This window comes from Microbacterium sp. NPDC056234 (assembly GCF_042267585.1).
GTDB lineage: Bacteria > Actinomycetota > Actinomycetes > Actinomycetales > Microbacteriaceae > Microbacterium.
In genome coordinates this window covers 87065-110595 of record NZ_JBHJTE010000003.1, presented here as the reverse complement: position 1 = coordinate 110595, position 23531 = coordinate 87065, and the positions used below count along the sequence as shown (strand labels likewise).

Genomic DNA, 23531 nt, shown 5'->3' with positions numbered 1-23531 from the left:
GTGATCTCCCTTCCGCAGCGCCGCCATCCAGTCTGCCCGGAGGTCGCGATACCGGCGAGGCGGCACGCCCCGGATGCTCAGATCGGAACCCGATCGGGGCGGATCAGCGCAGGAAGATGGACGCGTCCGGCTTCGGGGACGCGGTCGCATCGGCATCCGTGACGATCCGGGCACCCTGTGCGAACGCCGACACCTCTGCGCCCTGCGCGATCTTGGCCGGATGCGGGCCGGCCGCCAGCATCCTCGGCAGCCATTCCGTCGGCAGACGGGCAGCGGATGCCGCGATCACCAGGTTCCCGAACCGGCGTCCCTTGAGCACCTGGGTGTCGGCGAGGAGCGCCACTTCCGGCAGGACAGCAGCGATCGTGGCGACCTGCCGCCGCGCGAACGCGAGCCCTGGGCCGTCCGCCACGTTCACGAGCAGGACACCGGCCGGCGCCAGCAGGGTCGACAGTTCGCGGTAGAACTCGACGCTCGTCAGGTGCGCCGGTGTCTGCGCACCGGAGTAGACGTCGGAGACGACCAGGTCGCAGGCTCCGGTCAGAGCGGGCGGCAGGCGCTTCGCCCCGTCGCGCGCATCGCCGATCCGGATGCGGATCGAGGCGCCCCGGGGGAGCGGGAGGCGTTCACGGACCAGAGCGGCCAGCGGTGCTTCGAGCTCGATCACCTGCTGTCGCGACCCTGGCCGCGTTGCCTCGATGTAACGCGGTATCGTCAGCGCACCAGCGCCCAGGTGCACAGCCGTCAGCGCCGAACCGGGGAGCTGATCGATCACGGCGCCCATGCGCACGATGTACTCGAAATGCAGGTGCGTCGGGTCGTCCAGATCGACGTGCGATTGCGGCGTCCCGTCGACGATGAGTTCGAATCCGCTGGTGAACTCACTGGGCTCGATCGTGGCGATCCCGCCGTGGTCGAGGCGCGCCGTCGGATGCTCCACATCCCGTGCGCGCGACCGTCCCATGTGTCCCAGCGTACGTGTTACGTCTCTATGACGATCTCGGCGAGAAGTTGCAGGGAGTTTGTTAGTCGTGAATACTTTTTCCTGATCGACATGCATCCCGGCGTGGCGAGGAAGTTTTCAATGAGGAGATTCACCCGATGAAGAAGCGCATTCTTCCCGTCGTGGCGCTGGGCGTCACGGCGACGCTGGGCCTGGCGGCCTGCTCCGGCGACAGCGGCAATGGCGGCGGTGGCAGCGCCGACGGCGAGGGCAAGACCCTCACCGTCTGGATCATGCAGGGCACGAACCCGGATTCCACCGCGTTCCTCGATGGGGTCGCCGCGGAGTTCAAGGATGAGACCGGCGCGACCGTCGAGTTCGAAGAGGTCCAGTGGGCCGACGCGCACGACCGCTTCGTGACGTCGATCGCCGGTGGCACCACCCCCGACATCGCCGAGACGGGCACCACCTGGACGGCCGAGTTCGCCGACGCCGGCGCTCTGCTGCCGATCGACGAGTACGTCGACGCCGAGGACGGCCTGCGCGACGACCTCGTCGAGGGCCTCGAGGTCGCAGGCACGTACGACGACGAGCTGTACGGCATGCCCTGGTACGCCGGTGTCCGCTCGATCATCTACCGCGCCGACATCTTCGAGGAGCTCGGACTCGAGGCCCCGAAGACGTGGGATGACATCATCACCGCCGGCGAGGCGATCAAGGCCGCGCACCCGGAGATCATGCCGTTCCCGGTTCCCGGTGACGCCGAGTTCCAGGTCTACCCCTGGGTCTGGGGCGCAGACGGTGAGATCGCCACGCTCGACGGCGACACCTGGACCAGTGAGCTGGACAGCGCCGAGTCCCAGGAGGGCATCCAGTTCTACACGGACCTGGCCACGAAGCACGCGTTCTCGTCCGCGGGCGCCACGACGTGGAAGGAGACGGACCTGCGTGACGCGTTCGTCGCCGGCAACGTCGCCATGATGCTCTCGGGCTCGTGGACCCCGAACGCCATCCTCGAGGCCAACCCCGACCTCGAGGGCAAGCTCGGCGCGGCGGTCATCCCCGGCAAGGACGGCGGCATCGCGCCCTCGGTCCTGGGCGGATCGCACCTGTCGGTCTTCAACACGACCGAGAACGCCGACCTGGCGTGGCAGCTGGTCGAGCTCATGACCACCGGTGAGTTCGCCGAGCAGTGGGCCGACGAGACCGGCTACTTCCCCGGCGTCCAGTCCGCGATGGAGGAGGCTCTCGCCTCGACCGACCCGCTGGTCGCTCCGTTCGCCGAGCAGATGGTCGAAGGCGGCGCATCCGTGCCGGTGACGCCGAACTTCGGCGCCGTCCAGGCGAAGAAGACCACCAACGCGATGATGCAGTCGATCCTCAGCGGACAGAAGGACGTCGAGACCGCGGCGAAGGATGCCGCGGCCGAGATGACCGAACTGCTCAACCAGTAATAGCAACTAAGGACGTATTCCTTCATGTCGATGGTGCAAGCACCAGTGCCGACCACCACGGAGGCGGGGCACACCCCCGCCTCCGTGGCCGGCGGCCGAAAGAGCCGAGTCCTCACCTGGGCGAAAGCGCGACCGTGGGTGCTGCTGGCGCCCGGGTTGATCATCCTGGCCGGACTGATGCTCTGGCCGCTGGTGCAGGTGTTCCTGTACTCGCTGCAGGACTACGGCCTTCGCGAGATCAACACCGGTGAGCCGAACTTCATCGGGTTCGACAACTACATCGAGGCCCTGACGAACTCCACGCTGTGGAGCGTCGTCCTTCCGAACACGGTCGGTTTCGCTGCCGTCGCCGTGTTCACCACCGTCGCCCTCGGCACGCTCGTCGCCCTTCTGCTGGCCCGCCTCGGCACACTCTGGCGCACCATCGTCTCCAGCTGCATCATGATCGCGTGGGCGATGCCCGCCGTGACCGGAACGTACGTCTGGACCTTCATCTTCGATGCCGACAAGGGCATCTTCAACGCCATGCTTCTGGACCTGGGCCTCATCGACGGCCCGGTCAACTGGTTCACGAACCAGTGGTCGTTCTACGCCATCGTGCTGCTGAACGTCGTGCACCACGGCTTCCCGTTCGTCGCCGTCACGGTGCTGGCCGGACTCCTCGGTGTCTCCAAGGAGATGCTGGAAGCGGCGGCCCTCGACGGCGCAGGCGCCTGGCGCCGCTTCTGGCAGATCATCTTCCCGACGCTGCGTCCGGTCTTCTCCGTGGTGATCATCCTGTCCACGATCTGGGACTTCAAGGTCTTCGCGCAGGTCTACCTGATGCCCGGCGGATCCGGATCCAACCGCACCGTGCTCAACCTCGGAGTGTGGTCGTACGTCGAATCGTTCGGACAGAACCGTTACGGCTTCGGCGCTGCGCTCGCCGTGCTGCTGACCCTCGTGCTGATCGGCATCACGATCGTGTACATCCGCTCGCTCATGAAGGAGGACGAACTGTGAGCACCCGTCCGTCCGTCCTCTCCCGCATCGGCATCGGCGTCGCGATCGCCGCATTGCTGATCTTCACCCTGTTCCCGGTGTACTGGATGATCTCCAGCGCCTTCGACGCCAAGGCATCCAGCGGTGGGCAGTCGTTCCTCCCGCAGGAGTTCACCTGGGACAACTTCGCCTACGTCCTCACCGACGGCGGCTTCGGGGTGTACCTGCGCAACTCCGCGATCGTCGCGATCGCGACCGTGCTGATCAGCGCCCTGGTGTGCCTTCTCGCCGCCGTGGCCGTCGCCCGATTCCGCTTCAAGTTCCGCACCACGATCCTCATGATGATCCTGGTCGTGCAGATGGTGCCGCTCGAGGCGCTCGTGATCCCGCTGTTCCTTCAGGTGAAGAGCTTCGGTCTGCTGAACACCCTCCTCGGACTCGTCATCGTCTACATCGCGCTCTCCCTCGCGTTCGGCATCTGGATGCTGCGCGGGTTCGTCGCTGCGGTGCCGGTGGAGCTCGAGGAAGCGGCCTACATCGACGGCGCGAGCTGGTGGCGGATGTTCCGTTCCGTGCTGCTGCCGCTCGTGATGCCGGGACTCGTCGCGACGAGCGTGTTCAGCTTCATCACGGCGTGGAACGAGTTCATCTTCGCCATGACGATGCTGGGCGGCGCGACCGACCAGTACACCGTCGCGATCGGTCTGAAGTCCTTCTTCGGTCTGCACTCGAACGACTGGGGCAGCATCATGGCGGCCTCGACGATCATCACGATCCCGGTCATGATCTTCTTCGTCATCGTCCAGCGGCGTCTGTCCGCCGGCCTCGTGTCCGGAGCGGTGAAGGGATGAGCGACGAGCTCACCCGACTCGCCAACTCCGTTCTCTGGCCCGGCTTCCTCGGCACGAGGGCGCCCGAGTGGCTGCTCGCGGAGCTGCGCGACGGTCTCGCGGGCGTGGTCTACTTCGGGCAGAACATCTCCGAGAACCTGCCCGAGCTCAGCACCGCGCTGCGCGAGGCGGCTCCTGACGCCCTCATCGGCATCGACGAGGAGGGCGGCAGCGTCACCCGCCTCGAAGCCGCGACGGGTTCCACTCTCCCCGGCGCCGCCCAGCTCGGTCGCGTCGATGACGTCGCGGCGAGCCGTGCGACAGGCGCAGAACTGGCCAGGCGCGCACGCGCCGCCGGCGTCGACGTCATCCTCGGCCCTGTGGCCGACGTCAACACCGATCCTCGCAACCCCGTGATCGGCGTGCGGGCCTTCGGCGCCGACGCGGCGCTCGTGGCCCGCCACGTCGCGGCGACCGTCGACGGCATCCAATCGGGCGGCGTGGCGGCGTGCGTCAAGCACTTCCCCGGACACGGCGACACGCATCTGGATTCGCACCACGCGCTGCCGGAGATCACGCTCGATACGGCAGTGATCGAAGACGTGCACCTCGAGCCCTTCCGCGCCGCGATCGCCGCCGGCGTCGACACGATCATGACCGCGCACATCGTCGTTCCGGCGTGGGGCGAGAAGCCCGCGACGCTGAACCCGCTCGTGCTCGGAAAGCTGCGTGCGCTCGGCTTCGACGGCGTGATCATCACGGATGCCCTGGACATGGCGGCCGTCCGCGAGAGCGTCGGGATCGGCGGGGGAGCGGTGCAGGCGCTCGCGGCCGGCGCCGATCTGCTGTGCATCGGCAATCCGACGAACCCGGGTGCCGCGGCGCTCTCCGACCAGGACGAACGCGACTTCTTCACCGCCCGCGAGGCGATCGTGGCAGCTCTGCGCGACGGGTCGCTCCCGCGGGAGCGTGTCGAACAGGCCAGGGACCGCGTCCTCGCGCTCTCCGCGAAGCTGCGCGCTGCGACGCCGGAGACCGCCGAGCCCTACGATGCGATCGGGATCGTGCGCCGTGCGCTGCGCGTGACCGGCGATCAGGGTGCCCCGGCATCCGCCGTAGCGGTCATCGATGCGCGCCGGCGGTCGACGCTCGCGGTCGACAGCGCCGCGGGCTACGTCGCCGCGGCGCTGGCCGGCGACGGTTTCCGCGTGCGGCTGGATGTCGAGCGGGCCTCGGATGCCGAGCGGGATGCCGCGCTCGAGGACGCGTCCGCCCACGGAGGTCGGGTCGTGCTGCTCGTTGATCGGCCGGAGGTCGAACTTGCGCAGCGCACACTCGTGGAGCACGTCGCCGCCCGGCGTGCCGACGCGATCGTCGTCAACGTGGGTCTGCCCGTTCAGGGCGAACTGCCGTTGCCGGTCGTCGACGCCGGGGCCGCGAGTCGGATCTCCGCCGAGGTCGCTCGAGAGCTCCTCACCCGCTGAGCGCGGCGGCGATCGCGGCATCCGCTGCGGTGCGGTGGAACGCGAACCCGTCCTGGAGCAGCCGAGCGGGCGTCGCGCGCTGATCGGCCAGCAGCAGCTCCTCGGCGGCCAGGCCCATCCCGGCCCGCAGCGCGAAGGCGGGCAGCCGCAGCACGTGCGGACGGTGCAGGGTCCTGGCGAGCGTCGCGGTGATCTCCCGCGACGTGGCCGGCGTCGGAGCGACGAGGTTCACGGGGCCTGCGAGATTCGAGGCGGTCGCGAGGTGCAGCAGCGCGCGCGCCTCGTCCTCGAGCGCGATCCAGGGCCAGTGCTGCGCGCCGGTGCCGATCGTCGAACCCAGACCGGCGCGGGTGGCCAGCATGAGCGGTGCGAGCGCACCGCCCGCGGCGAGCACCAGGCCCGTCCGCGCGTGCACGACCCGCGTGCGCGCCTGCGCCGGGGTGGTCGCCCCCTCCCAGGCCGTGACGACGTCGGCGAGGAATCCCGCTCCACGACCGGCATCCTCGTCGAGCTCCTCCCCGGGGCGGTCGCCGTAGATCCCCACGGCGGATGCCGATACCCACGCCGCCGGCGGGTCCTCCGACTCGGCGATCGCATCGGCGAGGGCGGAGGTCGCGTCGACCCTGCTGCTGAGGATCTCCGCGCGGTAGCGGGCGGTCCACGGCAGGTGCGACAGGCTCGCCCCCGAAAGGCTGATGACGGCATCCGCCCACGCGATCGGCTCCGCCGGAGCCGCGCCGGATGAGGGATCCCAGCGGTGCTCGGCCTCGTCGACCAGGTCCCGCCGCACGAGGGTGCGCACCTCATGCGCATCGCGGGCGAGCGAGGCCGTGGCCGAGCCGATCAGACCCGATGCGCCGGTGAGGAGGATCCGCATGGCTCGAACATACCTGCCGTTCGCTCGGGTGGTGTGTTGCACCTGTTACACAGCCGATACCCGATCGCAATGCGTGTGGGATTGGATTCCTCGTGCGGGCTGGGTAGCGTCGAAGGATCACCGTATCCGGGAGTGACGACGCTCCCGGTGCGCGCAACGAAGCGCTATACAGGGAAGGCATCACCCATGCACCAGACACCTCTGCGACGGCGGGGAATCCTCGCCGTCACCGGCACGGCAGTCGCGGCACTGCTGCTCGCGGGCTGCGTGGCCAGCGAACGCGGCGACGACACCGGCGAAGGATCGGCGGAGGTCGATTCGACCTTCATCTTCGCGGCATCCTCCGACCCGGCCAGCCTCGACCCCGCCTTCGCGCAGGACGGCGAGACCTTCCGCGTCTCCCGGCAGATCTTCGAGGGTCTCGTCGGAACGGAACCCGGCACGGCCGACCCGGCACCGCTGCTCGCCGAGGAGTGGGACTCGGCAGAAGACGGCATGTCGCACACCTTCACCCTCAAGGAAGGCGTGACCTTCCACGACGGCACCCCCTTCAACGCAGAGGCCGTGTGCGCCAACTTCGACCGCTGGTACAACTGGACCGGACTCGCCGCCAGCGAGGCGTTCGGGTACTACTACAACAAGCTCTTCAAGGGATACGCCTCCGCACCGGAGAATGCGGTCTACAAGTCCTGCTCAGCCGATGACGAGTACACCGCGACGATCATGCTGAACAAGCCGTTCGCCGGTTTCATCCCCGCACTGTCGCTGCCGGCGTTCTCCATGCAGAGCCCGACCGCGATGGCGGAGTTCGGCGCTGACGAGGTCGGCGGTTCGGCCGAAGCCCCGCAGATGTCGGAGTACGCCATGGGGCATCCGGCCGGCACCGGTCCGTTCCAGTTCGATGAGTGGGCTCCGGGTGAGCAGGTCACGCTGACCGCGTACGAGGACTACTGGGGCGAGCCCGGTCAGATCGAGGAGATCATCTTCCGCACGATCGACGACCCGACCGCCCGGCGCCAGTCGCTCGAGGCCGGCGACATCGACGGCTACGACCTGGTCGGCCCCGCCGACACGGCCGCCCTCGAGGAGAAGGACTTCACGATGGTGTCCCGTCCGCCGTTCACGATCCTGTACCTGGCGTTCAACCAGGCCATCCCGGAACTGCAGGACATCAAGGTCCGTCAGGCGCTGTCCCACGCGATCGACAAGGACGCCCTGATCACGCAGGTGCTCCCGGACGGCACCGAGAAGGCGACCCAGTTCATGCCGGACACCGTCAACGGCTACAACGCGGACGTCACGACGTACGACTACGACCCCGACATGGCCAAGACGATGCTGGAGGAGGCCGGCTACACCGAGGCGAACCCGCTGAAGCTGACCTTCAACTACCCGGTCAACGTCTCGCGTCCGTACATGCCGGACCCCGAGCAGATCTTCACGGTGCTGTCGTCCCAGCTCGCTGAGGTCGGCGTCGAGACCACCCCCGTGTCGGAGGAGTGGGTCGAATACCTCGATCGCACCACGGGAACGGCCGATCACGGCATCCACCTGCTGGGATGGACCGGCGACTACAACGACACCGACAACTTCGTCGGCGTCTTCTTCGGCGCGCAGAGCTCGGAGTGGGGCTTCGACAACCCGGAGCTGTTCCAGAAGCTCGCCGAGGCCCGTGGCGTCTCGAACCTCGAGGAGCAGACGCCGCTGTACGAGGAGATCAACGAGGATGTGGCGCAGTTCATCCCCGGTGTCCCGCTCGCGCACCCGGCTCCGACCCTGGCGTTCGACTCTCGTGTCGAGAGCTATCCGGCCAGCCCGGTGAACGACGAGGTCTTCACGGACATCGTCCTGACCGAGTGACACTCTGCGCCGGGTACCCGTCTGCTCCCTGAGTTAATCGAAGGGGGCGGGCGGGAACCCGGCGCACCCGGAAATCGGAGACCTATCCGTGCTGCGCACCATCGGCAGGCGACTGCTGCTACTCATTCCCACCCTGTTCGGGCTGAGCATCCTGCTCTTCGCCTGGGTCAGGGCCCTTCCCGGCGGCCCAGCGGTCGCCCTCCTCGGCGAGAAGGCGACGCCGGAGGCGATCGAACGCGTCAACGAGCTCTACGGGTTCAACGAGCCACTGATCCAGCAGTACTTCACCTGGATCGGCCGTCTCCTGCAGGGTGACTTCGGAACCTCGATCCAGACGAACCGCCCTGTCACCGAGGAGTTCCTGCGGCGCTTCCCGGCGACCATCGAGCTGTCCATCGCTGCGTTGATCATCGCGATCGGCATCGGCATCCCGCTCGGCTACTGGGCCGCCCGCCGCCACGGCAAGCTCACCGACCACGCCTCGGTCGTCCTGAGTCTTGTCGGCATCACCATCCCGGTGTTCTTCCTGGCCTTCATCCTGAAGTACATCTTCGCGGTCCAGCTGGGCTGGCTGCCGGCGGACGGCAGGCAGAACCCGCGAATAGACGCGACGCACCCCACCGGCTTCTACGTGTGGGACGGCATCATCACCGGCGAGCTGGATGCCTCGTGGGACGCCATCCTCCACCTGATCCTTCCCGCGCTGGCGCTCGGGACGATCCCGCTCGCGATCATCGTGCGCATCACACGGGCCAGCGTCCTGGAGGTGCAGAACGCCGACTACGTGCGGACGGGACGTGCCAAGGGCGTGGCCCCGGGCATCCTGCGCAACAGATTCATCCTGCGCAACGCCATGCTGCCGGTGATCACCACGATCGGACTGCAGGCCGGTCTGCTGATCTCCGGTGCCGTCCTGACCGAGACCGTGTTCGCCTTCCCAGGGATCGGTTCGTTCCTGGCGAGGGCGATCTTCACGCGCGACTTCCCCGTGCTGCAGGGCTTCATCATCTTCATCGCGATCGCCTATGCGCTGATCAACCTCGCGGTGGATGTCTCCTACAGCGTGATCGACCCGAGAGTGAGGGTCCAATGACTTCGCCCATCCTTCCCCCGGCGCAGGGCGCCGGACTGATCGACACCGTCGCCGTCGCCCAGGAGGGGCTGAAGAGCAGCGGCGGGTTCTGGCAGGACGTCTTCCGCAGGCTCCGGCGCAACCCCACCGCCTGGATCGGCGCGGCCATCGTGCTGCTCTTCCTGCTCGTCGCCGCGCTCGCACCGATCCTGGCGCCGTACCCCGAGACGGCGCTTCCCGGCGCGAAGTACATCACGCCGACGCACATCCCGGGGCCGGGGGAGCTGCCGGAGTTCCCGCTGGGGCTGGACCGGTTCGGCGGCGACGTGCTGTCCAAGCTGATCTGGGGTGCGCAGGCGTCTCTGATGGTCGGCATCATCTCGACGGCGCTCGGACTCGTCGGCGGCATGATCCTCGGACTCGTCGCGGGTACGTTCGGCGGCTGGGTGGACACGCTGATCATGCGCATCGTGGACATCATCCTCTCCGTGCCGAACCTGCTGCTCGCCGTCTCGATCGCTGCGATCCTGGGGCAGACGCCCTACGCGGTGATGATCGCGATCGGTGCGTCGCAGGTGCCGATCTTCGCCCGGCTGCTCCGGGCGTCGATGCTGCAGCAGCGCTCCAGCGACTACGTGCTCTCCGCGCAGACGCTCGGGCTGGGTCGCGGCTCGATCACGATGTCGCACGTGCTCCCGAACGCGATCGGTCCTGTCATCGTGCAGGGGACTCTCACGCTGGCCACGGCGGTCATCGACGCGGCCGCGCTGTCGTTCCTCGGCCTCGGCGGTGGGCGGCCGGAGACGGCTGAATGGGGCCGGATGCTGACATACGCGCAGGCCGAACTCGCGATCGCCCCGTGGCTGGCGTTCCTGCCCGGTATCTGCATCGCTGTCACCGCGCTCGGCTTCACGCTCTTCGGCGAGGCGCTGCGCGAGGCGATGGACCCGAGGACGAGGGCACGGTGAGTGCCATGAAGGACACGAACATGAACGCGCAGCCGCTGCTGCAGGTCGAGGGCCTCACCGTCGACTTCACCACGATGGACGGGGTCGTGCACGCCGTCGAAGGCGTGGACCTCGAGATCGCCGCCGGACAGACGGTCGCGATCGTCGGCGAGTCCGGTTCCGGCAAGTCGACGACGGCGATGGCGATCATCCGCCTGCTCGCCGGCGGCGGGCGCGTCACCGAGGGGAGCATCCGCCTGGACGGGCGCGAGATCGCCCATGCGCCGGAGCACGAGATGCGCGCCATCCGCGGCCGGCACATCGGGCTCGTGCCGCAGGATCCGATGTCGAACCTCAATCCGGTGGCCAAGATCGGCACTCAGGTCGCCGAGACGCTGCTCGCGCATGGCCTGGCCAACCGGCAGAACGTGTCGGCCAAGGTCGTCGAGGCGCTCGCGGCCGCGGGTCTCCCCGACCCGGAGCGGCGCGCGAAGCAGTACCCGCACGAGTTCTCGGGCGGCATGCGTCAGCGCGCGCTGATCGCGATCGGACTCGCGTGCAAGCCGCGCCTGCTGATCGCGGACGAGCCGACGAGTGCTCTGGACGTGACGGTGCAGCAGACGATCCTCGACCAGATCGGGGCGATGACCCGTGAGCTCGGCACAGCCGTGCTGCTGATCACGCACGATCTCGGCCTCGCAGCGGAGCGCGCCGAGCGGGTGATGGTGATGCACAGGGGGAAGGTCGTCGAGCAGGGCCCGGCGATGCAGATCCTCGAGAATCCGCAGCATCCGTACACCCGGTCGCTCGTGAAGGCCGCGCCGTCGGTCGCCGCGGTGCGGTTGATCCCGCAGGCAGCGCCCGCCTCCGTCAGCGAGCGAGCCGAGGGCGAGCCGGAACGCGTTCTCGACGGCGGTGCGGCGGCGGTCGCGCCCGACCACATCGTCGAGATCGAGAACCTGACCAAGGTGTACCCGGTCCGAGGGCGACGGGAGGATTTCGTCGCCGTGAACGACGTCTCCCTCGCGATCCCCCGGGGTGAGACGGTCGCGATCGTGGGGGAGTCGGGGTCCGGAAAGACCACGACGGCGCGGATGCTGCTCAAAGTCGTCGAGCCGACCAGCGGCGTGATCCGCTTCGACGGCAAGGACATCGCGAGCATGGACCGTGCAGAAGCCCGCTCTTTCCGTCAGCGCGTGCAGCCGATCTTCCAGGATCCGTACTCGAGTCTGAACCCGATGTTCACGATCGAGCGGCTGATCGGGGAGCCGCTGGACGTCTACAAGCGCGGCAGTCGCGCCGAGCGCCGGGCCAGGGTGCGAAAGCTCCTCGACGACGTCGCGCTGCCGCAGTCGATGCTGCGGCGGTATCCGTCCGAGCTGTCAGGGGGGCAGCGCCAGCGCGTCGCGATCGCCCGTGCCCTCGCGCTGTCCCCGGACCTCGTCGTGTGCGATGAGCCGGTGTCCGCGCTGGACGTGCTGGTGCAGGACCAGATCCTGACGCTGCTGGGCGACCTGCAGCGGGAGTACGGCCTGAGCTATCTGTTCATCTCGCACGATCTCGCCGTCGTCCGATTGATCAGCGACTACGTCTGCGTCATGAAGGACGGTGCGCTGGTCGAGGCCGCGAGCTCTGAGGAGATCTTCACCAACCCGCGCGACCCGTACACGCGGCGGTTGCTCGCGTCGATTCCGGGAAACGAACTGAACATCGCGTCCTGACCAGGCTCGGATGCTGCGGGCTTTTACCGCAGCATCCGAAATTGGTCAAGGACCGACTGGACATGTCGCGAAATCCGACGTATAGTTGATCTTTGCGTTCGTATCTCCCTGCCCTCATATGGTGGTCGGCAGATGTTGAGCTCTCGAACGCACTCCACCTGACGACAAAGGAATCGAGAAGCCCTGCGGGGCTCACGGAGGTTATTCCCTTGGCTGCTGCTCGCAACGCATCCACATCCACCACCACCAAGAACGGACGCGGAGCATCCCGCCTCTCGTTCGCGAAGATCTCCGACACGCTGACGGTCCCTGACCTTCTTGCGCTGCAGACCGAGTCGTTCGACTGGCTTGTCGGCAACGAGGCCTGGAAGGCGCGCGTCGCCGAGGCCCGCGAGGCCGGCCGCAAGGACGTCAACGAGGTCTCCGGACTCGAGGAGATCTTCGAGGAGATCTCTCCGATCGAAGACCTCAGCGAGACCATGCAGCTGAGCTTCACGAACCCGTACCTCGAGCCCGAGAAGTACTCGATCGACGAGTGCAAGGAGCGCGGCAAGACGTATGCAGCCCCGCTGTACGTCGAGGCCGAGTTCATGAACCACCAGACCGGTGAGATCAAGACTCAGACGGTCTTCATGGGCGACTTCCCGCTGCAGACCGGCAAGGGAACGTTCATCATCAACGGCACCGAGCGCGTCGTCGTCTCGCAGCTGGTCCGCTCGCCCGGTGTCTACTTCGACAAGACGCCCGACAAGACCAGTGACAAGGACATCGTCTCCGCGCGCGTCATCCCCAGCCGCGGCGCATGGCTCGAGTTCGAGATCGACAAGCGCGACCAGGTCGGCGTGCGCATCGACCGCAAGCGCAAGCAGTCCGTCACCGTGTTCCTCAAGGCCCTCGGCCTGTCGAGCGAGGACATCCTCGCCGAGTTCGCCGGCTTCCCCTCCATCGAGGAGACCCTGGCCAAGGACACGATCCTCACCAAGGAAGACGCGCTGCGCGACATCTACCGCAAGCTGCGTCCGGGCGAGCAGGTCGCCGCCGAGGCCGCCCGCGCGCTGCTGGACAACTTCTACTTCAACGCCAAGCGCTACGACCTGGCGAAGGTCGGTCGGTACAAGATCAACCAGAAGCTCGGTCTGGATGCCGCGCTGAACGAGTCGGTCCTGACCGTCGACGACATCGTCGCGACCATCAAGTACCTCGTCCGCCTGCACCGCGGCGACGAGTCCTTCGAGGGCACCCGCGCCGGCAAGAAGGCCGAGATCCGTCTGGCCACGGACGACATCGACAACTTCGGCAACCGCCGCATCCGCGCGGTCGGCGAGCTGATCCAGAACCAGGTCCGCACGGGTCTGTCCCGCATGGAGCGCGTCGTCCGCGAGCGCATGACCACGCAGGACATCGAGGCCATCACGCCGCAGACGCTGATCAACGTGCGCCCCGTCGTCGCCGCGATCAAGGAGTTCTTCGGAACCTCGCAGCTGTCGCAGTTCATGGACCAGAACAACCCGCTCGCGGGTCTGACCCACAAGCGCCGCCTCTCGGCGCTGGGCCCCGGTGGTCTCTCGCGTGACCGCGCCGGTGTCGAGGTCCGTGACGTCCACCCGTCGCACTACGGCCGCATGTGCCCCATCGAGACCCCTGAAGGCCCGAACATCGGTCTGATCGGCTCGCTGGCGACCTTCGCGCGCATCAACTCGTTCGGCTTCATCGAGACCCCGTACCGCAAGGTCGTCGCCGGTCGCGTGACCGAGGAGATCGTGTACCTCACGGCATCCGAAGAGGCCGAGCACGTCGTCGCTCAGGCGAACGCGATCCTGAAGAAGGATGGCCACTTCGCCGACGAGCGCGTTCTCGCCCGTCGTGGTCGCGATGGTGAGGTGGACCTGTTCCACCCCGAGGAGATCGGCTTCATGGACGTCTCGCCGCGCCAGATGGTGTCGGTCGCGACCTCCCTCGTGCCGTTCCTCGAGCACGATGACGCTCAGCGCGCGCTCATGGGCGCCAACATGCAGCGTCAGGCTGTGCCGCTGCTGCGCAGCGACTCCCCGCTGGTCGGAACCGGTATGGAGGGCTTCGCGGCCATCGATGCCGGTGACGTCCTCACCGCCGAGAAGGCCGGTGTGGTCACCGAGGTCTCCGCGGACCGCGTCGTCGTCATGCTCGACGAGGGCGGGACGCAGGAGTACTACCTGCGCAAGTTCGACCGCTCCAACCAGGGCACGTCGTACAACCAGAAGGTCGTCGTCTCCGCCGGTGAGCGCGTGGAGAAGGGCGAGGTCATCGCCGATGGTCCCGCGACCGAGAACGGCGAGCTGGCCCTCGGAAAGAACCTCCTCGTCGCGTTCATGACGTGGGAGGGCTACAACTTCGAGGACGCCATCATCCTGAGCCAGGATCTGGTGAAGGACGACACCCTCTCGTCGATCCACATCGAGGAGTACGAGGTCGACTCGCGCGACACGAAGCTCGGCAAGGAGGAGATCACCCGTGACCTCCCCAACGTCAGCCCCGAACTGCTGAAGGACCTGGACGAGCGCGGCATCATCCGCATCGGTGCCGAGGTCCGCCCCGGCGACATCCTGGTCGGCAAGGTCACGCCGAAGGGCGAGACCGAGCTGAGCGCCGAGGAGCGCCTGCTCCGCGCGATCTTCAACGAGAAGAGCCGCGAGGTCCGCGACACGTCGCTGAAGGTGCCTCACGGTGAGCAGGGCACGATCATCGCGGTCAAGGAGTTCAACGCCGAGGACGGCGATGACGAGCTCGGCTCCGGCGTCAACCGCCGCGTCGTGGTCTACATCGCCCAGAAGCGCAAGATCACCGAGGGCGACAAGCTCGCCGGCCGCCACGGCAACAAGGGTGTCATCGCGAAGATCCTCCCGATCGAGGACATGCCGTTCCTTTCGGACGGAACCCCGGTCGACATCGTCCTGAACCCGCTCGGAATCCCGGGTCGAATGAACTTCGGCCAGGTGCTGGAGACCCACCTCGGGTGGATCGCCAAGCAGGGCTGGAAGGTCGAGGGCACTCCGGAGTGGGCTGTCAACCTGCCGAAGGACGCCTTCGAGGCGGCCCCCGGTACGAAGGTCGCCACCCCGGTGTTCGATGGTGCCGAAGAGCAGGAGATCGCTGGTCTGCTCGACTCGACGCTGCCGACGCGCGACGGTGTCCGCCTGATCGACCGCTCCGGTAAGACGCAGCTGTTCGACGGTCGCTCGGGTGAGCCTTTCCCGATGCCGATCTCGGTGGGCTACATGTACATCCTGAAGCTCCACCACCTCGTCGACGACAAGATCCACGCGCGTTCGACCGGTCCGTACTCGATGATCACCCAGCAGCCGCTCGGTGGTAAGGCGCAGTTCGGTGGACAGCGCTTCGGTGAGATGGAGGTGTGGGCCCTCGAGGCCTATGGCGCCGCCTACGCACTGCAGGAGCTCCTCACGATCAAGTCCGACGACATCCTCGGCCGCGTCAAGGTGTACGAGGCCATCGTCAAGGGCGAGAACATCCAGGAGCCGGGCATTCCGGAGTCGTTCAAGGTGCTCATGAAGGAGATGCAGTCGCTCTGCCTGAACGTCGAGGTCCTCTCGGCAGACGGCACGGCGGTCAACCTCCGCGACACCGACGACGAGGCCTTCCGCGCAGCAGAGGAGCTGGGAATCAACATCTCCAGCCGCTTCGAGTCCGCTTCGATCGACGAGATCTGATCTCGTCGGATCACCTGATTCCTTAAGAATTTCGACACAGGAGAACTAGTGCTCGACGCAACAACCTTCGATGAGCTTCGCATCGGCCTCGCCACCGCAGACGACATCCGCGGATGGTCGTACGGTGAGGTCAAGAAGCCTGAAACCATCAACTACCGCACGCTCAAGCCCGAGAAGGACGGCCTCTTCGGCGAGCAGATCTTCGGACCCAGCCGCGACTGGGAGTGCGCCTGCGGCAAGTACAAGCGCGTCCGCTTCAAGGGCATCGTCTGCGAGCGCTGCGGCGTGGAGGTCACCAAGAGCTCCGTCCGCCGTGAGCGCATGGGCCACATCGAGCTGGCGGCGCCCGTCACTCACATCTGGTACTTCAAGGGCGTCCCGTCGCGCCTCGGGTACCTGCTGGACATGGCGCCCAAGGACCTCGAGAAGGTCATCTACTTCGCGGCCTACATGGTCATCTCGGTCGACGAGGATGCTCGTCACCGCGACCTGGCCACGCAGGAGAACAACATCCGTCTCGAGCTGAAGACGCTCGCAGACCGTCGCGACTCCAAGATCGCCGCTCGTCTGGCAAAGCTGGAGGAGGAGCTCGCCGCACTCGAGGCGGAGGGCGCCAAGGCCGACGCCAAGAAGAAGGTCAAGGACGCCGCCGAGAAGGAGATGGGTCTCGTCCGCAAGGGCACCGACGAGCAGATCGCCAAGCTCGAGCGCGTGTGGGAGGACTTCCGCACGCTCGAGGTCGGCGCGCTCCGCCCGGAGGACGACGTCTTCCACGAGCTGCAGGACCGGTTCGGACAGTACTTCGAGGCCTACATGGGCGCCGAGTCGATCCAGCGCCGCCTGCGCGACTTCGACCTGGCCGCCGAGGCGGAGAACCTGCGTCTGCAGATCTCCGAGGGCAAGGGCCAGCGCAAGATCCGTGCGATCAAGCGCCTGAAGGTCGTCAGCTCGTTCCTCGAGACCGGCATGAGCCCGGCCGCGATGGTGCTGGATGTCGTCCCGGTGATCCCGCCGGAGCTGCGTCCGATGGTGCAGCTGGACGGTGGCCGCTTCGCGACCAGCGACCTGAACGACCTGTACCGCCGCGTGATCAACCGCAACAACCGTCTTCGTCGTCTGATCGACCTCGGTGCCCCCGAGATCATCGTCAACAACGAGAAGCGGATGCTGCAGGAGGCCGTCGACGCACTGTTCGACAACGGCCGCCGCGGTCGTCCCGTCACGGGTACCGGCAACCGCGCCCTGAAGTCCCTGAGCGACATGCTCAAGGGAAAGCAGGGTCGCTTCCGCCAGAACCTGCTCGGAAAGCGCGTCGACTACTCCGGCCGTTCGGTCATCGTCGTCGGCCCGCAGCTGAACCTGCACCAGTGCGGTCTGCCCAAGCAGATGGCGCTCGAGCTGTTCAAGCCGTTCGTGATCAAGCGCCTGATCGACCTCGGTCACTCGCAGAACATCAAGGCGGCCAAGCGTGCCGTCGAGCGCACGCGTCCCGAGGTCTGGGACGTGCTCGAGGAGATCATCCGCGAGCGCCCGGTGCTGCTGAACCGTGCACCCACCCTGCACCGTCTGGGCATCCAGGCGTTCGAGCCGCAGCTCGTCGAGGGCAAGGCGATCCAGCTGCACCCGCTCGTCTGCGCCGCCTTCAACGCGGACTTCGACGGTGACCAGATGGCCGTGCACCTGCCGCTGTCGGTCGAGGCTCAGGCCGAGGCCCGCGTGCTGATGCTCGCGTCGAACAACATCCTGAAGCCGTCGGACGGCCGTCCGGTCACCCTGCCCTCGCAGGACATGATCATCGGCCTCCACCACCTGACCACGGTCAAGGATGGTGCCGCCGGTGAGGGTCGTGCGTTCGGTTCGGTGGCCGAGGCGCTGCTCGCGAAGGACGAGGGGTCCCTCGACCTGCAGGCGAAGGTCCGCATCCGCATCCCGGGTCTGACCTTCCTCGAGGGCGAAGCCCCCGAGGGCTACGAGCGTCACGGCCTCGTGGACGCGTCGCTGGGTCAGGCGATCTTCAACGACACGCTCCCCAAGGGCTACCCGTTCGTGCGCGAGCAGGCCGACAAGGGCAAGCTGTCGCAGATCGTCAACAAGCTGGCCGAGGAGTACCCCAAGGTCGAGACGGCTGCCACGCTGGACCGCATCAAGAACGCCGGTTTCTACTGGGCCACGCGCTCGGGTGTGACCGTCGCGCTGAGCGACATCCTCACGCCGCCGAACAAGGCGGAGATCGTCGCGGGCTACGAGAAGCAGGCCGCCAAGGTCCAGTCCCAGTTCGAGAAGGGTCTCACCACCGACGCCGAGCGTCGTCAGGAGCTCATCAAGATCTGGACCGAGGCCACCGACGAGGTCCAGGCCGCGATGCGCGCCAACTTCCCGGAGGACAACACCATCAACCGCATGGTGTCCTCGGGCGCACGTGGTAACTGGCTGCAGATCCGTAACATCGCGGGTATGCGAGGCCTGGTGAACAACCCGAAGGGTGAGATCATCCCTCGTCCGATCATCTCCTCGTACCGCGAGGGGCTGTCGGTCGCCGAGTACTTCATCGCGACGCACGGTACCCGTAAGGGTCTGGCCGACACCGCTCTGCGTACCGCCGACTCGGGTTACCTGACCCGTCGTCTGGTGGATGTCTCGCAGGACGTCATCATCCGCGAAGAGGACTGCGGCACGTCGAAGGGCCTCGAGCTCCCGATCGCGGCGCCGAACTCGGCCGGCGAGCTGGTGCGCGACTCGAACGTGGAGAACTCCGTGTTCGCCCGTACACTCGCCTCCGACGTCGTCGACGCGAAGGGCGAGGTCGTCGCGACTGCTGGTGAGGACGTCGGAGACGTCCTGATCGACAAGCTCGTCGGACTCGGAGTCGAGGCGATCAAGGTCCGCTCGGTTCTGACCTGCGACTCGGCTGTCGGTGTCTGCGCGCAGTGCTACGGCCGTTCGCTCGCGACGGGCAAGACCGTGGACATCGGCGAGGCCGTCGGCATCATCGCCGCCCAGTCGATCGGTGAGCCCGGTACCCAGCTGACGATGCGCACGTTCCACACCGGTGGTTCGGCATCGGCGGATGACATCACCCAGGGTCTGCCCCGTGTGCAGGAGCTGTTCGAGGCGCGTACCCCCAAGGGTGCCTCCCCGATCGCCGAGGCCGACGGTCGCATCACGATCGACGAGACGGACAAGGCCAAGAAGGTCATCCTCACGCCGGACAACGGCGACGAGGCAGTGATCTACCCGGTCCTGAAGCGTGCCACGCTTCTCGTCGAGGACGGCCAGCACGTCACGGTCGGTCAGCCCCTGCAGGTCGGCACGCTCGACCCCAAGGAGGTCATGCGCGTCCTCGGTGCTCGCGAGGTGCAGCGTTACCTCGTCGGCGGCGTCCAGGGCGTCTACCGGTCGCAGGGTGTGCCGATCCACGACAAGCACATCGAGGTCATCGTTCGCCAGATGCTGCGCAAGGTCACCGTGGTCGACCACGGCGACACGACGCTGCTGCCCGGTGAGATGGTGGACCTCAAGCGCTACCAGAACATCAACCGCGAGACGGTCGGAGAGGGCAAGCGCCCCGCGTCCGGTCGTCCCGAGCTGATGGGTATCACCAAGGCGTCGCTCGCCACGGAGTCCTGGCTGTCGGCCGCTTCCTTTCAGGAGACGACCCGCGTGCTCACGCAGGCCGCCATGGAGGGCAAGCGCGACCCGCTGGTCGGTCTCAAGGAGAACGTCATCATCGGTAAGCTCATCCCGGCCGGTACGGGTCTGTCCAAGTACCGCAACATCACGGTGGAGGCCACCGAGGAAGCCAAGAGCGAGCGCTACCCGAACCGGATCTTCGCGTCCGACGGTGCGTACGCCGACGGTGACTTCGGCTACGTCGACTTCGACGCGTTCTCGACCGACGACATCACGCCCGGCACCTATAACTGAGCCGAGCTGAGTCACTGACAAGGCCCCGATCCCGCAAGGGATCGGGGCCTTGTCATGCTCCGTCCAAGAGCACCGGCACGTGGGTCGTCCTGTCACGCGTGGCGCGGGTCCGGCGGGGCAGGCTGGAGCTCCGGATGCCGCGGCATCCGCTCAGGCGGCCGGCGTGGTCGTGGGGGTGGGCGTGCTCGTCGGCGCCGGCGTCGGCGTGGAGGCGCCGAACAGATGCAGGACGATGTCGGCGGTGTAGCCGGGAGGGGCCAGGTTCGAGTACTTCGTATCGATCAGCACGTCGCCGCGCCAGTACAGCGTCCGGCCGTCGGTGACCGGATAGTCCTTGTTCTCCCACGTCTTCTCGCAGCGGACACCGGCATCCGGCTGGTAGCAGGTGAAGCCGTCCTCGTCGGCGAGCTCGTTGAGGTCCGCCATCGCCTCTTCGCGAGGGACCACGGAGATGGTCGTCACAAGACTCGTGGTGTCGGCCTTCGGGTCGCCCCAGGCGCAGATCAGCGAGCCGTCGTCCTGAACGCCGGTCGGTGCGAAGGCCTTGTCGTTCAGCGGCACGTCGCCGAGCAGATCCAGGAGCGGGTCGGACAGGATGGCGCGGCAATCCGTGGGCATCGTGATCGTCGGCGGAGTGCGGATCGGGCCCGGCGTGGCCGACGGGTTCGTCGATGACTCGGACGACGGGGTGTCACCCGGGGCGGGGTCGTCGCCGGTCGACGGGCCGGCCGGTGTGCATCCGGCGAGCAGGGCCGTCAGCAGAAGGGCCGCCGCGATCGGGGTGGTGCGCGCGTTCATGACGTCACGGTATCGCGGGGCGTGCGCGACGCGGCTCCGGCGCGCGGTCTGCCGACGCGGTAGGTTCGTGACGTGAAAGCTGTGGATGCAGGAGACGTCGTCGTGATCGGCGATGCTCTGATCGATGAGATCCGTGACGACGCCGGCATCCGGGAGCTGGTCGGCGGCGCGGCCCTGAACGTGGCGGTCGGTCTGCGCAGGCTGGGTGTCGCCACGTCGCTGATCGCGATGGTGGGCGACGACGAGGCCGGGGCGCACATCCGCGAGTACCTCGACGACCATGACGTGCGGCTGATCGAGACGCCGGCGCCGCACGGCTCGTCGCGTGCGGTCGTCACGCGATCCGCTGCCGGTGAGCCCCGCTACGAGTTCAATCGTGCAGCCCGTCAGCGCACCATCCGATACAGCCAGGAAGCACGGGAAGCGATCGGCCGGGCGTCTCTCGTGGCGATCAGCTGCTTCCCTTTCGACGTCGCGGTGGAGGTCGACGCTCTGCGTTCGGCGCTGCAGGGCGCGCGGGTCGCGATCGATCCGAATCCGCGCTCCGGGATGCTGAGCGACCGAGATGCGTTCGTGAGCGGATTCGAGTCCCTGGTGGCCGAGGCCGAACTCATCAAGGTCGGCGCCGACGATGCGACGCTGCTCTACGACGGCGACCTCGACGCGCTGCGGGGACGACTGCGCGAACTCGGCGCGAGGGCGGTGCTCGCGACGGCCGGCTCCGACGGCGCCGCGCTCGATTCGGATGCCGGGACGTTCCACGCTCCGATCGCCGTGCTCCCCGGGGCGATCGTGGACACCGTCGGGGCGGGCGACGCGACGCTCGCGGCCGTGGCTGCTGGCCTGGTCGGGGCGATGCCGGATGACGGCGCAGGATGGCAGGACCTGCTCGACCGGGCCATGTCGGTCGCCGCTGCGACCTGTCGTTTCGAAGGCGGTCTGCTGCGCACACCGGAATCGTTGACGGCGCGCGACGGCGCCGGTCTGAGCACCTGACCGCTCGATTTCTCCCGCTCGCCTCGCGCAGGTATGATGGATTTTCGCGCCCCCGGTTGGCTGGACAAGCCGGACGGGTGCGCATTGGCGAGTTACCCAAGCGGCCAAAGGGATCTGACTGTAAATCAGACTGCATTGCATTCGGGGGTTCGAATCCCTCACTCGCCACCGAGATCATCGAAGGGCTCCGCGCTGCGGAGCCCTTCGTCGTTCATCGGTCAGCAACCTCGCACGGGTAGATTGATCCCTGTCGGAGGGGGCCGTGTGGTCGACCAGGGGGAAGCGCCGATCGGGCATGTCGTGCACCTGGTCAGGACGATGGAGGCCGACGTGCCGCCACCCGCGAGGATGGGGTTCCCGATCCGCTTGGGGGTGAGCGCGCGCATCATCGTCTGGCTGCTCGTGGGGCTGGGAGCTGTCGGCTGCGGGATCCTGGTGTTCCACCTGTGGACCGGGGATTCGCCGTGGTGGTTCAATCTGATCTTCACGTTCATGCCCGGATTCGTCGTCGTCGGCTTCGGTGCGGCCCTGGCGGACTCGAATCGGCGGTTGCGCAGAGAAGGCGTGCTGTCCCGACGTTGGGACGAGACGTGGAAGCGCGCCTCGTCGACGGAAGGGCGGGTCACCGATCGCAGCGTGGCGCTCCTGGACAACGGAGGGGTGTCGTCGTTCACCCTCACGGTCACGAGCACGGCAGGATCCGTCATCCGTGCTCGCTGGTTCCGCAACAATCCCGATGTCGGGGATGTCACGCTGCTGCAGACGCAGGTTCCCGCCGTGGGTTCCCGTGTGCGCATCTGGCAGGTCGGCGGCCTGGTCGAGGATGCTCCGGTCATCGTCCAGGCGCTCGACCCGAGCATCGTGATCTGAGCGGCGCGCGGAGCGAGCTCGAACTAGTGGTCGTGCTCGTCGTGGTCGTCGTCCTCGAGGAGCATCCCGACGGACGTCGCGCAGGCGTCTCCTCGCCATGCCTCGACGCCCTCATGGATCGCGAACCCCGCGATGACGAGGGCTGCCAGGGCATCCGCCCACCACCATCCGAACCACACGTTCAGCAGGAGCCCGACGAGGACCGCTGCACTGAGATACGTGCAGATCAGCGTCTGCTTCGAATCGGCGACCGCGCTCGCCGAGCCGAGTTCGTGTCCGGTGCGACGCTCCCACAGCGACAGGAACGGCATCACGATGACGCTGACGACGGCGACGCCGATGCCGAGAGGCGAGTGGGTGGGTTCTTCCCAGGCGCCGACGAGGGTCAGCACCGCGCTGGCGGTCACCCAGGCCGCCAGCGCGAAGAAGGCGACGGAGATGACCCGCAGCGTCGGTTTCTCCCAGCGCTCCGGCTCGCGCCTGGTGAACTGCCAGGCCACCGCGCCCGCGGACAGCACCTCGATCGTGGAGTCGAGGCCGAAGCCGATCAGGGCCGCGGACGACGCTGCAGCTCCCGCCGTCAGCGCCACGATCGCCTCGACCAGGTTGTAGCCGATCGTGATCGCGACAATGAGTCGGATGCGGCGGTGCAGCACGAGCCGACGGCTGTCGGTGAGCGCGATCATGCGGCCTGCTCGCAGCAACCGGGCACCGTGCAGGATGCATCGCCGCACGGCTCGTTCTCGGCGACGGCCAGGGTCACGCGCAGCAGTTCGCGGATGGCGGCGACGAGGTGCGGATCGACCACCTCGTAGCGGGTCTGTCGCCCGCGCTGCTCGCCGACGACGAGTCCGCACCCCCGGAGGCACGCGAGGTGGTTGGAGACGTTCTGCTTGGAGACGCCCAGCTCGCGGGCGAGGTCTGCCGGATGCGTCCCGCCGTCGAGGAGGCGTACGAGGATGCGTGCGCGCGTGCGATCGGACATGGCGCGCCCGACCCTGGTCATCACGTCCGTCATCGCGTCGAGAGCATGCATGCCTCAACAGTACAGTGCCCACTGTACTGTT

Annotated in this window: 17 protein-coding genes and 1 tRNA gene; 13 read left to right on the top strand and 5 right to left on the bottom strand. The window is 67.3% G+C overall.

All coding sequences use genetic code 11. The features are described 5' to 3' along the window. Positions 1 to 103 precede the first annotated feature (103 nt). Positions 104 to 964: a spermidine synthase gene (locus tag ACFCYE_RS09925; protein ID WP_376178351.1), complete on the bottom strand. Its 861-nt coding sequence runs from the start codon at positions 962 to 964 to the stop codon at positions 104 to 106. Positions 965 to 1101: 137 nt separating this feature from the next. On the opposite strand from ACFCYE_RS09925, the gene ACFCYE_RS09920 reads away from it, so the two are divergent. Genes ACFCYE_RS09920 through ACFCYE_RS09905 form a run of 4 tightly spaced genes read left to right on the top strand, consistent with a single transcriptional unit; the run spans position 1102 to position 5692 of the window. Beyond that, positions 1102 to 2397, top strand: coding sequence for a sugar ABC transporter substrate-binding protein (locus tag ACFCYE_RS09920; protein WP_376178349.1), 1296 nt, complete (start codon positions 1102 to 1104; stop codon positions 2395 to 2397). Positions 2398 to 2421: 24 nt separating this feature from the next. Further along, positions 2422 to 3399 carry a carbohydrate ABC transporter permease gene (locus tag ACFCYE_RS09915; RefSeq protein WP_376178347.1) on the top strand — a complete coding sequence of 326 codons (978 nt, stop codon included), beginning with the start codon at positions 2422 to 2424 and terminating at the stop codon, positions 3397 to 3399. Next, entirely contained in the window at positions 3396 to 4229 is an 834-nt protein-coding gene (locus ACFCYE_RS09910; RefSeq protein WP_376178345.1) for a carbohydrate ABC transporter permease, read from the top strand. Before ACFCYE_RS09915 ends, ACFCYE_RS09910 begins: the two co-directional genes overlap by 4 nt. Then, entirely contained in the window at positions 4226 to 5692 is a 1467-nt protein-coding gene (locus ACFCYE_RS09905) for a glycoside hydrolase family 3 protein (protein WP_376178343.1), read from the top strand. The genes ACFCYE_RS09910 and ACFCYE_RS09905 overlap by 4 nt, the downstream gene beginning before the upstream one ends. Here the strand turns inward: ACFCYE_RS09905 and ACFCYE_RS09900 are convergent. After that, on the bottom strand, positions 5682 to 6569 hold the full coding sequence (locus tag ACFCYE_RS09900; protein WP_376178342.1) for a TIGR01777 family oxidoreductase: 888 nt from the start codon (positions 6567 to 6569) through the stop codon (positions 5682 to 5684). The two genes, ACFCYE_RS09905 and ACFCYE_RS09900, sit on opposite strands and share 11 nt — an antisense overlap. Positions 6570 to 6755: 186 nt before the next feature. On the opposite strand from ACFCYE_RS09900, the gene ACFCYE_RS09895 reads away from it, so the two are divergent. The 6 genes from ACFCYE_RS09895 (at position 6756) to rpoC (ending at position 19800) form a co-directional block, all read left to right on the top strand. Beyond that, on the top strand, positions 6756 to 8429 hold the full coding sequence (locus ACFCYE_RS09895) for an ABC transporter substrate-binding protein (protein WP_376178340.1): 1674 nt from the start codon (positions 6756 to 6758) through the stop codon (positions 8427 to 8429). 88 nt (positions 8430 to 8517) lie between these two features. Further along, a complete protein-coding gene (locus tag ACFCYE_RS09890) occupies positions 8518 to 9522 on the top strand; it encodes an ABC transporter permease (protein WP_376178338.1) in 1005 nt (334 codons plus the stop codon). Beyond that, positions 9519 to 10469 carry an ABC transporter permease gene (locus ACFCYE_RS09885; RefSeq protein WP_376178336.1) on the top strand — a complete coding sequence of 317 codons (951 nt, stop codon included), beginning with the start codon at positions 9519 to 9521 and terminating at the stop codon, positions 10467 to 10469. The genes ACFCYE_RS09890 and ACFCYE_RS09885 overlap by 4 nt, the downstream gene beginning before the upstream one ends. A gap of 5 nt (positions 10470 to 10474) precedes the next feature. Continuing rightward, on the top strand, positions 10475 to 12169 hold the full coding sequence (locus ACFCYE_RS09880) for an ABC transporter ATP-binding protein (protein WP_376178335.1): 1695 nt from the start codon (positions 10475 to 10477) through the stop codon (positions 12167 to 12169). A gap of 209 nt (positions 12170 to 12378) precedes the next feature. Continuing rightward, positions 12379 to 15876 (top strand): DNA-directed RNA polymerase subunit beta, encoded by a 3498-nt coding sequence (locus tag ACFCYE_RS09875; RefSeq protein WP_376178333.1) that lies wholly within the window; start codon positions 12379 to 12381, stop codon positions 15874 to 15876. Positions 15877 to 15924: 48 nt separating this feature from the next. Continuing rightward, positions 15925 to 19800 carry a DNA-directed RNA polymerase subunit beta' gene (gene rpoC, locus ACFCYE_RS09870; RefSeq protein WP_376178331.1) on the top strand — a complete coding sequence of 1292 codons (3876 nt, stop codon included), beginning with the start codon at positions 15925 to 15927 and terminating at the stop codon, positions 19798 to 19800. A 150-nt stretch (positions 19801 to 19950) separates the two neighbouring features. Here the strand turns inward: rpoC and ACFCYE_RS09865 are convergent, their stop codons facing one another. Continuing rightward, a complete protein-coding gene (locus ACFCYE_RS09865) occupies positions 19951 to 20598 on the bottom strand; it encodes a hypothetical protein (RefSeq protein WP_376178330.1) in 648 nt (215 codons plus the stop codon). 72 nt (positions 20599 to 20670) lie between these two features. Here ACFCYE_RS09865 and ACFCYE_RS09860 point away from each other — a divergent pair, with 72 nt between their 5' ends. The 3 genes from ACFCYE_RS09860 to ACFCYE_RS09850 all read left to right on the top strand — a co-directional run bounded on the left by ACFCYE_RS09860 (position 20671) and on the right by ACFCYE_RS09850 (position 22464). Next, entirely contained in the window at positions 20671 to 21594 is a 924-nt protein-coding gene (locus ACFCYE_RS09860; RefSeq protein ID WP_376178329.1) for a PfkB family carbohydrate kinase, read from the top strand. A gap of 86 nt (positions 21595 to 21680) precedes the next feature. Further along, a tRNA-Tyr gene (locus tag ACFCYE_RS09855) sits at positions 21681 to 21762 on the top strand. A 96-nt stretch (positions 21763 to 21858) separates the two neighbouring features. Next, positions 21859 to 22464: a hypothetical protein gene (locus ACFCYE_RS09850; protein WP_376178327.1), complete on the top strand. Its 606-nt coding sequence runs from the start codon at positions 21859 to 21861 to the stop codon at positions 22462 to 22464. A gap of 23 nt (positions 22465 to 22487) precedes the next feature. On the opposite strand, the gene ACFCYE_RS09845 is transcribed toward ACFCYE_RS09850, so the two are convergent. Both ACFCYE_RS09845 and ACFCYE_RS09840 read right to left on the bottom strand, forming a co-directional pair. Then, entirely contained in the window at positions 22488 to 23150 is a 663-nt protein-coding gene (locus tag ACFCYE_RS09845; protein WP_376178325.1) for a cation transporter, read from the bottom strand. Then, positions 23147 to 23500, bottom strand: a complete 354-nt coding sequence (locus tag ACFCYE_RS09840; protein ID WP_376178323.1) for an ArsR/SmtB family transcription factor — start codon at positions 23498 to 23500, stop codon at positions 23147 to 23149. The genes ACFCYE_RS09845 and ACFCYE_RS09840 overlap by 4 nt, the downstream gene beginning before the upstream one ends. Positions 23501 to 23531: the final 31 nt, after the last annotated feature.

Coding starts and splice junctions, on each gene's coding strand:
- ACFCYE_RS09925 (WP_376178351.1), bottom strand. CDS start 964: ATGGGACGGTCGCGCGCACGGGATGTGGAGCATCCGACGGCGCGCCTC.
- ACFCYE_RS09920 (WP_376178349.1), top strand. CDS start 1,102: ATGAAGAAGCGCATTCTTCCCGTCGTGGCGCTGGGCGTCACGGCGACG.
- ACFCYE_RS09915 (WP_376178347.1), top strand. CDS start 2,422: ATGTCGATGGTGCAAGCACCAGTGCCGACCACCACGGAGGCGGGGCAC.
- ACFCYE_RS09905 (WP_376178343.1), top strand. CDS start 4,226: ATGAGCGACGAGCTCACCCGACTCGCCAACTCCGTTCTCTGGCCCGGC.
- ACFCYE_RS09900 (WP_376178342.1), bottom strand. CDS start 6,569: ATGCGGATCCTCCTCACCGGCGCATCGGGTCTGATCGGCTCGGCCACG.
- ACFCYE_RS09895 (WP_376178340.1), top strand. CDS start 6,756: ATGCACCAGACACCTCTGCGACGGCGGGGAATCCTCGCCGTCACCGGC.
- ACFCYE_RS09885 (WP_376178336.1), top strand. CDS start 9,519: ATGACTTCGCCCATCCTTCCCCCGGCGCAGGGCGCCGGACTGATCGAC.
- ACFCYE_RS09880 (WP_376178335.1), top strand. CDS start 10,475: ATGAAGGACACGAACATGAACGCGCAGCCGCTGCTGCAGGTCGAGGGC.
- ACFCYE_RS09865 (WP_376178330.1), bottom strand. CDS start 20,598: ATGAACGCGCGCACCACCCCGATCGCGGCGGCCCTTCTGCTGACGGCC.
- ACFCYE_RS09845 (WP_376178325.1), bottom strand. CDS start 23,150: ATGATCGCGCTCACCGACAGCCGTCGGCTCGTGCTGCACCGCCGCATC.
- ACFCYE_RS09840 (WP_376178323.1), bottom strand. CDS start 23,500: ATGCATGCTCTCGACGCGATGACGGACGTGATGACCAGGGTCGGGCGC.